This is a genomic window from Paenibacillus humicola, assembly GCF_028826105.1.
Taxonomy (GTDB): domain Bacteria; phylum Bacillota; class Bacilli; order Paenibacillales; family Paenibacillaceae; genus Paenibacillus_Z; species Paenibacillus_Z humicola.
In genome coordinates, this window is record NZ_JAQGPL010000001.1 from 3,684,657 (window position 1) to 3,696,678 (window position 12,022).

Below are 12,022 nucleotides of genomic sequence, written 5' to 3' on the forward strand. Positions count from 1 at the left end.
TTTTTTCGCCTGGGGCGTTTTTGCACCTGCGGTGCCTTTTTCCGCCTGCGGCGTTTTTTTGCACCAGCGGCGCCTCTTCCGCCCGAGGCGGAATTAGCGGCCCAGGGCTATGCCCAGGGCGGCGAATAAGACGCCGGCAAGCCAGAACACGGTGACAACGCGCCACTCGCTCCAGCCCGACAGCTCGAAATGATGATGGATCGGGCTCATTTTGAAGATGCGCTTGCCTCTCAGCTTGAACGAGCCGACCTGCAGGATGACCGACAACATCTCCAAGACGAACACGCCGCCGATAATAATAAGCAAAAATTCCGTTTTCGTCAAAATGGCCACCGCCGCCATGCCGCCGCCTATGCCGAGCGAGCCGGTATCGCCCATAAAAACTTTGGCGGGGTGGGCGTTAAAGACGAGAAACCCGAGCAGAGCGCCGATCATCGCTGCTGAAAATACGGCCGATTCGTTCTCGCTCGCATGCATCGCGAGTATCGTGAACGCGCCGAACGCGACGGCGCCCGTTCCGCTCAGCAGGCCGTCGACGCCGTCCGTAAAATTAACCGCGTTGGTCGTGGCGAACAGCATAATAATGACAAACGGATAATAAAACCAGCCGGCATGCCACACCGCATTCGTCCCCGGAATGCCGACGTCGGTGCTGTGGTGCATTTGATACAGCAGCACGCACACCAGAATGGAAAAAATAAATTGAAACACGAGCTTTTGCCGGGCCGTCAGGCCGAGCGAGCGTTTGAAGACGATTTTGATGTAATCGTCCAGAAATCCGACCAGCCCGAAGCCGAGCGAAGACACGAGCAGCACCCAAAACTCGCTCGTCTTATCGGAAAATTTCAGAAAAGCGAGCAGCGCGGCCAGCATGATAATGATGCCGCCCATCGTCGGCGTCCCTTTTTTCTTCAAGTGGCTCTGCGGGCCCTCGGTCCGGATCTGCTGGCCGAATTTCAGCCGGCGCAGCAGCGGGATGAACAAAGGTCCGAGCAAAATCGCAAGCAGGAAGGAAGCGCCGATTGACAGCAGAATGACCTTTACGTCCATGACCACACCTCTTTATTCGCGCATGAGCGCATGCACGATTTCTTCCATCTGCATGCCGCGCGATCCTTTCACCAGCACGAGATCGTCCGGCGCGAGCCTCGCCCGCAGAAACTCCGCGAGCGCGGTTTTGTCGTCGAAGGCGAGCACGGCCGGTTCTTCGCCAGGAGCCGCGGAGCCGGTTCCCGCCGCCGGCAGGCCGAACCGCTTCGCGGCTCCCGCTGCCGTATGAGCCGACAGCGGCCCATACGTCAGCACCGCGTCGGCTTTGTCCGGACCGGCATATTCGCCGACTTCCCGGTGCAGATCCTCTTCCTTCGGCCCGAGCTCCAGCATATCTCCCAAGACGAGCCACTTCCGCCGGTACCCGGTCAGCTGCGCGACGAGGTCGATCGCCGCGCGGACGGCCGTCGGATTGGCATTGTAAGCGTCGTTCAGCAGCATGGCTCCCCCGGCCGCGCGCATCGGCTCGATGCGCATGCCCGTCAGCTTCAAGCCCTGAAAGCCGCGGCGGATTTGCTCCGCCGTCAAGCCGAACCGCACGGCCGCCGCAACGGCGGCGACCGCGTTCGATACGTTGTGTTTGCCGGGCACGGGGACGGATAAGCCGGAGATGACGCCGGCGCCGGCCTCTTCCCCGGCGTTCAGAGCCGCAGCCGCAGCGCGTCCGGAAGGTGTAACGCCGAACGCCGAGCTTTCGGCGCCGATCTCGATCGCGGATGCCGTCCAATCGTTGCCGGCGCCGAGGCCGAACGTTTGGACCACGGCTCCTTCAGGCAGCGACAGCGAAGCAATGCCGCTTCGCAGCAGCGGCTCGTCGCCGTTGATCAGCAGCAGGCCGCCCGGCCGCAAGCCGGCCGCAATTTCGAGCTTCGCTTTGGCAATCCCTTCCCGCGAACCGAGCTGCTGCAAATGAGCTTCGCCGATATTCGTAATGACGGCGATGTCCGGCTGCGCGATGCGGGTCAGCAGCTCGATTTCACCGAAGCCGCTCATCCCCATTTCGAGCACGGCGGCTTCAACCGTCTCGTCCAGCTCCAACACCGTTATCGGCAGTCCGATGTGATTGTTCAGATTGCCTTCCGTTTTATGCACGCGAAGGGCGCCGGACAGCGCCGACGCCACCATATCTTTCGTCGTCGTTTTGCCGTTGCTCCCGGTAATGCCGACCACCTTAAGGCCCAGCTCTCTCCGGTAAGAGGCGGCGAGCCGCTGCAGCGCGGCCAGCGTGTCCGGGACGAAGACGGCCGGCTTCCCCGCCAGCTCGCCAGGGAGCTCCCGGTCCGTCTGCCAAAGCAGCGCGGCAGCGCCTTTCGCCAGCGCGTCCGCGGCAAAATCGTGCCCGTCGAACCGCTCTCCCGCAAGCGGGACATAAAGCTGGCCGGGTTTTATATGCCGCGTATCTTTCGATATCCCGGCAACGGTTAATGCGGCATGGCCGCTGTCGTTTAACGTTCCGCCGCACATGGCGGCAATGGCGCCAAGCGTTCTTTTGATCACGTCGACAAACTCCTTATCGCGGCTTTGGCTACCTCGCGGTCGTCGAAGTCGTGCGTTACGCCGCCGATCAATTGATAGGTTTCATGCCCTTTGCCCGCTATCAATACTACATCGTCGGGGCCGGCCATTTCAACCGCTTTTTGAATGGCCTCGCGGCGGTCGACAAGCAGCTCGTACCGCTCCTCGGGCACGCTGTCCGCCTTCAGCCCGGCTTCGATATCCAGCAAAATCTTCCCCGGATCCTCCGTCCGCGGATTGTCCGATGTGACGATGATCCGGTCCGCGTAGCGGGCGGCGATTTGACCCATGATCGGACGCTTCGTCCGGTCACGGTCGCCGCCGCAGCCGAACACGCATATGACCCGGCCCGCGGCAAATTCCTTCACCGCGCGCAGCACGTTTTCGAGCCCGTCCGGCGTATGGGCATAATCGACGATGACGGCGAACGGCTGTCCGGCATCGACCGATTCCACTCTGCCCGGTACGCCGGGAACCGCTTCAAGGCTGCGCTTCGCGCTCTCCAGCGGGATTCCTTCGATAAGCGCGGCGCATAGAGCGGCAAGCGCATTGTAAACGTTGAACTTCCCGGCCATGCGCAGCGTAATGTCCGCGGAGCCCCGAAACGAATCGAGCCGGAACGAGGTTCCGCGCGCCGTGATGCGAATATTAGACGCCCTGACGTCCGCCGGAGCGTCCACGCCGTAAGTGATGATTTCCGCCGCGGTCAGCTGCGCCATCCGTTCCGATGCGGGATCGTCGGCGTTCATCACCGCATACGACCGTTCCTCCGCCGTCTCGGCATACTCGTTGCCCAGCCGCGAGAAAAGGAGCCCTTTGGCGTCCGCGTAACGCTCCATCGTCCCGTGGTAATCGAGATGGTCCTGGGTGAGGTTGGTGAAAATGGCCGACCGGTACCGGCAGCCCTTCGCCCGGCCCTGCTCCAGCGCATGGGAGGAAACTTCCATTGCGCAGTATTCCGTGCCGGCATCCGCCATCGCCGCCAGACTCCGCTGCAGCTCGAGCGCCTCCGGCGTCGTGCCCGACATCGGGAACGAGCGTCCGCCGTACCGCATTTCGACCGTTCCGATCACGCCGGCCGCCTTGCCGGCATCGGCCAGAATGCGTTCGATCAGATAGGTGGTCGTCGTTTTGCCGTTCGTGCCCGTCACGCCGATCAGCTTCATCTTCCGGCTCGGATGGCCGAAGAAATGATCGGACAGCACCGCCATCGCCAGCCGGCTGCTCTTTACGATCAGCTGCGGAGCGTCCACCGGCAGCGGACGCTCCGCCACGAAAGCCGCCGCGCCGCGCTGCGCCGCCTGCGGTGCGAAATCATGCCCGTCCTGCGTATACCCGGGCAGGCAGATAAACAAATCGCCCGGCTCCACCCTGCGCGAATCGGTCTGAATGCCGGCGATTTCCGCATCGCCGCCTTCCAGCCTTGCGGTAATGAGAAGCGATGCCAATTGGGTGAGTCGCATGCCAAAGTCCTCCCTCAGTGTCTATCGCGTAAACGCTGCTATTATTCAGTATCGTCAATTCGAAGAGTCTTCATCAGGGTCCTTGGCCAAATAGATGCGGACCGTCGAGCCCTGCTCCACCCGGGTGCCGGCTGCCGGCGCCTGACGGATGACCGTGTCGCCGCTCCCCGCCGAGGACAGATTAAGCGTCATGTTCATATCTTCATAAATATCCGAAACCGTCTTGCCGACCAGGTTCGGAACGGTGACGATTTTCGGCGCGAGATCGCCGTATTTATACTGCCGCTCGATCTGGTTTTGGCGCGGCTGCACGCCCATATACGGAAGCGCGTCCGCCAAAATGTTGTGCACGATCGGCGCCGCGACAACGCCGCCGAACTGGATGCCCTGCGGATTGTCGACGGCCACGTAGACGACGATTTTCGGATCATCCGCCGGCGCGAAGCCTATGAACGAGACGATATGCTCGTTCGGCGAATAGCGGCCGTTGATCACCTTCTGCGCCGTCCCCGTCTTACCGCCGACGCGGTAGCCGTCGAGGAAGGCGTTTTTCCCTGTCCCTTTCGCCACCACGCTCTCCAGCGCATCGCGCACCTTTTTGCTCGTTTCGGGCGTAATAACCTGCCGCTCCGCATCCGGCTGGACCGTTTCGACCGTTTCGCCGGTTTCGGGGTTAATAAACGCCTTGGCGACGTGAGGCTTATACAGCGTTCCGCCGTTAATCGCCGCCGAAACGGCCGTTATTTGCTGGATCGGCGTTACCGAAACGCCCTGGCCGAAGGCGGTTGTGGCAAGCTCCACCGGCCCGACCTGGTTCATTTTGAACAAAATGCCGGTCGATTCGCCGCCGATATCGATGCCCGTCTTCCGGCCGAACCCGAACGCTTTAATATAATCGAACAGCTTCTCTTTGCCGAGCCGGTTGCCGAGCGCCACGAATCCGGGGTTGCACGAATTTTGCACCACTTCGAGGAAGGTTTGGCTGCCGTGGCCGCCCTTCTTCCAGCAGCGAAGCCGCGCGCCGCCGATCTCGACCGCACCGGGGTCGAAAAACGTATCGTGCTGCAGATCGACCTTGCCTTCGTTGAGAGCGGCGGACAGCGTAATGATTTTAAACGTGGAACCGGGCTCGTACGTCATCCAAATCGGCAGATTGCGGTTGTACACCGTCGGATCGGCATCCCGGTATTTGTCCGGCTCGAAGGTCGGCCGGCTGGCCATGCCGAGAATTTCGCCGTTGTTCGGGTCCATTGCGATGGCGATCATATCGTCCGCCTGGAACTTGACCATTGCCTGATCCAGCTCGCGTTCCATGATCGACTGGATCTGCTTGTCGATCGTCAGCTCCATATCGAGCCCGTCGTGCGGCTGCGAATACGAGTCGGTCGAGCCCGGCATCACCTTGCCTTTGGCATCGGACAGAAACGAAACGTTGCCGTTGATCCCTTTCAGCTGGCTGTCGTATTTCTGTTCGACTCCGGTGAGCCCGCCGTCCAGGCCGACGATGCCGAGCACGTTCGACGCGAGCTGGCCGAACGGATAATATCGCTTGTTGTCCTCCGCGACGACGATGCCGGGCAGCGCCAGATCCTTGACCTGCTGCGCCTTCTCGGGCGTTATTTTCCGGCCGCCGGGATTGATGTTGACGATCATCGACTTTTTCGTCACGAGGGCGTGCACCTGCTCCTCGGTCATGCCGAGCAGCGGAGCCAGCTTCGCGGCCGTGTCGTCCGCGTTCTTCACCTGGGCAGGAATCGCCATCACGGTCGGTGAGCTTATATTATACGCAAGTCGCACGCCGTTTCGGTCCCAGATCTCTCCCCGCTTCGCCGCGAACGGGATTTCCCGGCGCCAGGAGTCCTCCGCCTTCGCCGCAAGCTGCTCCCCGTTCCAGAGCTGCACGTAGCCGAGCCGTCCGGCCAGCAGCGAGAACGCCACAACGGAAACGGCAAGCGCGGCGAACAGCCGCCGTCTCACCGTCACATTCGATACTTTCACGCCTAAAGCCCCCTTCCGAATGCGAGAGTGGACGGAAAGCGGCATGGACCTCGTCCATCCGCTTCCTAATCCAAGCCTATTCGGTTCGCAAGAGGGTTAGAACAAGCCGTCAATGCGGCGCTTTATTCTCCTGCTTTTCGCCTTCGGCGGCGTTTGTGATGGCTTCCCCGGCGTCCGGCTGGCCGGCGCCGTCAGCGGGCGGCGGCAGCTCGTCCGGCGGCTCGAGCGTCAGCTTCAGCACGGGCTGCCCGTTTAACTTCGCATTCGTCTGCGCGGTAACGAAGCCTTCACCCTCCGTTACGGCGCGAATTTGCAGCAGGGAGCAAATTTCCAGCGCGTCGCGGAGCGAAAGCCCGCTCATGTTCGGAACCGGCAGCTTGCTCCGGTCCTGGGTCAGCAAATAAATTTTTTGATCTTTGCCGACGGCCGTGCCGGCCTTCGGAATTTGCTGCAGCACCGTCGAGCCGGTGCCGACCGGTTCGCCTTGCAGCGACTTGCCTTCCAGCGCCTTCGTTGCCTGCGTCACGCTTTGCCCGGTCAAATCCGGCACCGAAACCGTCGTTTCCTTCTGCTCGGCTTCATCGGCCGCCGTTTCGGTCGGGGCTACGCCCATATGGCGAAGGCTCTGCAGCACGATGCTGCGGAAAACCGGCCCTGCGACGGTGCCGCCGCCGGCAAGCGGGTTGTTCGGCGAGTCGACGACGACATAGACGACGATTTTCGGGTTGCCGACCGGCGCAAAGCCGATGAATGAGACAACAAATTGATCCGTCGAATAATGACCGTTCACAACCTTCTGAGCCGTACCCGTTTTTCCTGCGACACGGTAGCCTTCGATATAAGCGTTTCTGCCGGTGCCGATTTTTTGGTCGGACACGACCTGCTCCAAATAGTCGCCGACCTGCTTGGATACCTGCGGCGAAATGACCTGACGAACGACCTTCGGCTGCGTGACCTCGACTTTCTTCGTTACCGGATCTTCGATCTGTTTGATCAGATGCGGCTGCATCAGCTTGCCGCCGTTGGCGACGGCGCCGACCGCGGCGATTTGCTGGATCGGCGTCACCGCAATTCTGCCTTGGCCGAATGACGCTGCCGCCACATCAGTAGGAATTTTCGGATTAATTTCTTCAATACCGGCGCTCTCCCCAGGCAGTTCGATGCCCGTCGGCTGGCCGAAGCCGAATTTCTTAATGTAGTTAATTAAACGGTCGGCGCCGAGTTTCTCGTAGCCCAGCTTGACGAACGCGACGTTACTGGACCGCTTGAGCCCTTCGAGGTAGGTGATCGTGCCCCAGCCTTCGCGGTTGATATCCCGGATCCGCTTGCCCGGAACGTCGATGTAGCCCGACTTGTACGTATCGTTCGGATTGAACAGCCCTTCCTGTACGGCTCCGGAGAGCGTTACGATTTTGAATGTCGAGCCGGGCTCGTACAGCGCTTTGATCGCCGAGTTGTAGAAATCCCCGGGCTTCGCCGTCCAATATTGGTTCGGGTTGAAATCCGGCAGGTTCGCCATGCCGAGAATGTCGCCGGTCTGCGGATCGGCGGCGATCGCCGTGATGCTTTTCGGCTTATATTCGTCCCATGCCTGCTTGATCGCATCCTCGACGTAATGCTGAATGTCGGTGTCAATCGTCAGCGTCACATCATCCCCGTCATGGGAAGGATTAAATTTCACCGGGCCGTTATCCAAAATGACGCCGTTGCCGTCCTTCTCGTAGACAATTTCGCCTGCCTTGCCTCTCAGCTTGTCGTCCAGCGATTTCTCCAGCCCCATCACCGCGTTGCCGTCCTTGTCCAGGTAGCCCAGCAGGTGGGAAGCCATGTCGTTCTTCGGATAAAACCGCTTCTTTTCGGTCATCAAATAGATGCCGACGTCCTTATCGTTCGTCTGTTTCTTCAAATCGGCTACCGCCTGCTCCACTTTGTCGGCAAGCGGTTTATCGATCTTCCAGCCTTCGGGACGGATCTCCCGGTTCTGTAAGTAGGTACCATCTTTCTTCTTCGCCGTCACGAGGTCGCGCAGCTCGTTCTCGGGCTTGTTGAGGACGGCGTGCAGCTTGCTGACGACCGCGTCCTCCAAATTGAGCTTATGAATGAGATCGGGATTAACGGAAACGGTATACGCGTCTACATCCATGGCAAGCACGTTGCCGTTGCGGTCGGTGATCGTCCCTCTGACCGGCTCGAGCTTCTCGGATCTCGACCATACCTCGCGCGCCTGCGCGGACCAGAAGTCCGCCTTAACCACCTGCACCCAATAGATGCGGCCTACAAGAGCAACAAAAAGGAGGGTGATAAGCCCTCCGACCAGCAGCGTCCGTAATTGGATTCGTTTTGTCATGAGCGGTTCACCTTACCTGTTCATCGCCGTTGCCGTCTCGCCGTCGTCCGTCTTCACCTTAATGCTGCTGTCCAGATCGGCGGACATGCCTTCCTGCGTGGCGATATCCTGAATCCGCTCCGGGTTGTTCAGCGCCTGCACCTGCTGCTGCAGATCCTTGATCTGCCCCTGCAGCGTCTGATATTTCGTGTTCAATTGGACAACTTTTAAATTGGTCTGGTAAACCTGCGCGGAACGCGAAATAATGACGAACAGCACGACGACAAATACGACGATGGTGAACAAAAACAGCAGCTTCTCCTGCACGGGCAGCGACTTCCTGCGCACGACGGTTTTCTTCGTTTCCTTGTACGCGTTTTTCTGCCCCGGCTTGCGCTTCGGCTGCAGCGCCAAGTTGCCGTTCACATAGGCCATGTAAGGTGATACCTCCTAGTTTCTAAAATCAATTATTCGTTCCGCGTCTGCGCCGGACGGTCCGAATCCAGCTTTTCGGCAATCCGAAGCTTCGCCGAACGGGCGCGCGGATTGCGTTCGAGCTCCTCTTGTCCCGGGACGATCGGCTTGCGGGTAATCAGCTTCAGCACGCCCTTTCCTCCGCAGACGCACATCGGAAAATCGGGCGGACAGGTGCATTTTTCAACAAATTTCGCGAAAAGGTGCTTGCAAATCCGGTCTTCGAGTGAATGAAACGTGATGACGGCCGCTCTGCCGCCGGGCTTCAGCACGCGTACGGTCTGCTCGAGCGCCGATTCCTCGGCTCCAAGCTCGTCGTTGACGGCGATGCGCAGCGCCTGAAACGTGCGCTTCGCCGGGTGCGGGCCCGTCCGTCTCGCGGCGGCCGGAATGGCCGATTTGATCAGCTCGGCCAGCTCGCCCGTCGTGACGATTTCCCGCTGCTCGCGCGCCTGCGCGATTTTGCGGGCGATCGCCTTCGCGAACCGCTCCTCGCCGTAGCTGTCGATGATGCGGGCGATGTCCCGCTCCTCCCACGTGTTGACGATATCGCCGGCGGTCAGAAGCCCCGTCTGATCCATCCGCATGTCGAGCGGAGCGTCGTGATTGTAGCTGAAGCCGCGCTCCGCTTCATCGAGCTGCGGGCTCGACACCCCGAGATCGAACAGGACGCCGTCCGCGCCGTTCACGCCGAGCGCCGAAAGTTCCTGCTCCAGATGGCGAAAATTGCTTTTGACCAGCGTAACGCGGTCCAGGTACGACGCGAGCCGGACACGGGCATGCTCGAGCGCCCGGTCGTCCTGGTCGAAAGCAATCAGACGGCCGGACGGCCCGAGGCGCGACGCGATCAGCTCGCTGTGCCCGGCGCCGCCGAGCGTGCAGTCGACGTAAATCCCGTCCGGCTTCACCGCCAGCCCGTCAACCGCTTCTTCCCTGAGCACCGTAATATGATCGAACATGCTGTAACCCTCCCTGGCGCGCAAGGTATTCCGGAATTAAAAATTGAAATCGAAATCGACCAGCTTCTCGGCAATGTCGTTGAACGTTTCTTCGGACTGCTTGAAGTAGCTCTCCCAAATGTGCCTGCTCCAAATTTCAACCCGGTTGGAGACGCCGAGCACGATGCATTCCTTGTCCAATTTGGCATATTCGCACAAATTATTCGGCAAATTTACCCTTCCCTGTTTGTCCAGCTCGCATTCGGTCGCTCCCGAGAAGAAAAACCGCGAGAACGCCCGCGCGTCCGATTTCATGAGCGGCAGCGATTTCAGCTTCTGCTCGAGCACGCCCCACTCCGACATCGGATAAACGAACAAACAGTTGTCGAGGCCGCGCGTGACGACAAACTGCTCGCCCAGCTGCTCGCGGAATTTGGCGGGGATGATGAGGCGGCCTTTGTCGTCGATGCTGTGCTGATATTCGCCCATAAACATAGGCCGCTCCACCTCCTCCCCCAAACTCGCCACTTGCCCCCACTTTCCACCACTAAGGTTGATCTATTCGCCACCGAAAATCGAAATCCTTCCGGGGAGTCCCTTTTTTAATAAATTATTTAGGGGATTAATCTTGTTACATTTTTGAAACCATTCGTCCCGCGCGATCGTGTAAGCTGTAAGCATCGGATACTGAAAAGCCGTTACCCGTCCCGATTCGCGGGAACTTCTTCCAGTTAAAGGAGCCGGCCATGAATGCGTTAGCCGAAACGAAAATCGAGCAGCTGCGCCCGATCGAGCAGCTGTGCTATCAAATCGCCCACTATTTGCTCGGCGACGACATCGCGGCGGCGGCGGCAAGCGAGGATGCGCTGATCGAGCTGTACCGGTCGCCGCAATTTTTCGAGGCCCCGGAGCAGGAACGGCGCCTGTTGGCGCGGAAAGCCGTCATGCGCCATGCGATCCGCAAAGCGTGCGGACGCCGGCAGCCGCATTGATACCAAAAGAGCCGTCTCCCGCCGCCTGATTGTCAGGACGGCCGGGAAACGGCTCTTTTTCGCTATCTTTCACCTCGTTAATCGTTTTTTTTCGGCTTGGCTTCACTTGGGTCAGCCGGATCCGAATTTTCGGCCGACGGGATATGAATCGGGAGTACGGCTGCGTTTGCCGGACCCGCTTCGCGCGTTTCGTCCCTTCGCTTGCGCCGCCTGCGCCAGCCGAAATAGAATGGAATGCACACGACCGCCAAAACGGCCAAAACCGGAATCGCTCCCGCGGCCAGCACAAGCGCGCCCTGGAGCATCCGGTACAAGAAATCGGCGCTGCCGGAAAGCGCGTTCGTCAGCCGCTCCCCAAGCGCCGTTTCTTTGCCTTTTTTCTTCGGCTGCTGGACCGGTTCGAGCTCCTCGTAAAGCTTGATGACCGCCGTGGAGTAGGCGACGTTCTGATCGAGGTAGCGCATCCTCCCCTTAATTTGCTCGATTTGCGTCTGCACGTCTCCGAGCTGCTGCGATATTTTCAGCAGATCGTCCGCCTTCACCGCCTTCTCCATAAACGAGTTCAGCCGGGCTTCGACCGCCTGCTGCGCCTTGAGCCGCGCCTGCAGGTCGACGTACTCCTGCGTCACGTCCGTGCCGCTCAAGCTTCTTTGCACATCGAGATGCTCGATCGCCTCGACCTGCTGCATAAAATCGGAGAAGCCGGACGCGGGAACCTTGACCGTATAGGTGCCGCCGACTTCGGATGCCGTTTTCGAATCGGAAAAGGTAAGCACATAGCCGCCGGATGACGCGATCCGCTTTTGCAGCTCCGTTTGCGCTTTGGCGTAATCGTCGACCTTCATCGTCATATTCGCCTTGTAGACGATTTTCCGGCTGAGGCCGTCCGGATCGGCGGAGCCGGCCAGCTCTTCCGGACCCGCGGGCGAATCCTCCCCGGCCGTGTCCGGAGCGAACGTCTCACCGCCCGGCAATCCGCCGCCAGCCGGCACGGCTCCCGTCGGAGCGGCCTGATCCTGAACCACCACCGCTTTCGATTCGGCCGTCCCGCTCATGAAGCCGTCATTTGCCGCAGCCGCGTCCGCAGCCGCTCCCGTATTTGCGCCGCCGCCGTGCGTGCAGCCGGCCAGCAGCATGACCAACAGCGCCGGCAAAATTGCAAGCATGAACGCTCTTCGCCCTCGGCGCTTCTTTTTCTCCCTGCTTTCTGTCATCTCATGCCCCCCTTTACAGCCTGTGCTAGCACCTACTAGACGTCAGGCGGCA

At 60.1% G+C, this 12,022-nt stretch carries 10 protein-coding genes; 1 reads left to right on the forward strand and 9 read right to left on the reverse strand.

What is annotated here, in order from left to right; all coding sequences use genetic code 11:
- Positions 1-93: 93 nt before the first annotated feature.
- The 8 genes from mraY to mraZ all read right to left on the reverse strand — a co-directional run bounded on the left by mraY (position 94) and on the right by mraZ (position 10,259).
- Positions 94-1,050, reverse strand: a complete 957-nt coding sequence (mraY, locus tag PD282_RS17115; RefSeq protein WP_274651856.1) for a phospho-N-acetylmuramoyl-pentapeptide-transferase — start codon at positions 1,048-1,050, stop codon at positions 94-96.
- Positions 1,051-1,062: 12 nt separating this feature from the next.
- Complete coding sequence (locus tag PD282_RS17120; RefSeq protein WP_274651857.1) at positions 1,063-2,547, reverse strand: UDP-N-acetylmuramoyl-tripeptide--D-alanyl-D-alanine ligase; 1,485 nt, start codon at positions 2,545-2,547, stop codon at positions 1,063-1,065.
- Positions 2,544-4,028 carry a UDP-N-acetylmuramoyl-L-alanyl-D-glutamate--2,6-diaminopimelate ligase gene (locus PD282_RS17125; protein WP_274651858.1) on the reverse strand — a complete coding sequence of 495 codons (1,485 nt, stop codon included), beginning with the start codon at positions 4,026-4,028 and terminating at the stop codon, positions 2,544-2,546. The genes PD282_RS17120 and PD282_RS17125 overlap by 4 nt, the downstream gene beginning before the upstream one ends.
- Positions 4,029-4,082: 54 nt before the next feature.
- Positions 4,083-6,026, reverse strand: coding sequence for a stage V sporulation protein D (locus tag PD282_RS17130; protein ID WP_274651859.1), 1,944 nt, complete (start codon positions 6,024-6,026; stop codon positions 4,083-4,085).
- A gap of 109 nt (positions 6,027-6,135) precedes the next feature.
- Positions 6,136-8,373 carry a penicillin-binding transpeptidase domain-containing protein gene (locus PD282_RS17135; RefSeq protein WP_274651860.1) on the reverse strand — a complete coding sequence of 746 codons (2,238 nt, stop codon included), beginning with the start codon at positions 8,371-8,373 and terminating at the stop codon, positions 6,136-6,138.
- Positions 8,374-8,385: 12 nt separating this feature from the next.
- Positions 8,386-8,787, reverse strand: coding sequence for a cell division protein FtsL (gene ftsL, locus PD282_RS17140; RefSeq protein WP_274651861.1), 402 nt, complete (start codon positions 8,785-8,787; stop codon positions 8,386-8,388).
- 32 nt (positions 8,788-8,819) lie between these two features.
- Positions 8,820-9,785: a 16S rRNA (cytosine(1402)-N(4))-methyltransferase RsmH gene (gene rsmH, locus PD282_RS17145; protein ID WP_274651862.1), complete on the reverse strand. Its 966-nt coding sequence runs from the start codon at positions 9,783-9,785 to the stop codon at positions 8,820-8,822.
- A gap of 36 nt (positions 9,786-9,821) precedes the next feature.
- Complete coding sequence (gene mraZ, locus PD282_RS17150; RefSeq protein ID WP_274651863.1) at positions 9,822-10,259, reverse strand: division/cell wall cluster transcriptional repressor MraZ; 438 nt, start codon at positions 10,257-10,259, stop codon at positions 9,822-9,824.
- A 251-nt stretch (positions 10,260-10,510) separates the two neighbouring features.
- Here mraZ and PD282_RS17155 point away from each other — a divergent pair, with 251 nt between their 5' ends.
- Positions 10,511-10,756, forward strand: a complete 246-nt coding sequence (locus PD282_RS17155; protein WP_274651864.1) for a hypothetical protein — start codon at positions 10,511-10,513, stop codon at positions 10,754-10,756.
- A 77-nt stretch (positions 10,757-10,833) separates the two neighbouring features.
- Here PD282_RS17155 and PD282_RS17160 read toward each other — a convergent pair whose 3' ends face one another.
- The gene (locus tag PD282_RS17160) at positions 10,834-11,970 is read right to left on the reverse strand and encodes a DUF4349 domain-containing protein (RefSeq protein WP_274651865.1); all 1,137 of its coding nucleotides are present in this window, start codon (positions 11,968-11,970) and stop codon (positions 10,834-10,836) included.
- Positions 11,971-12,022 lie beyond the last annotated feature (52 nt).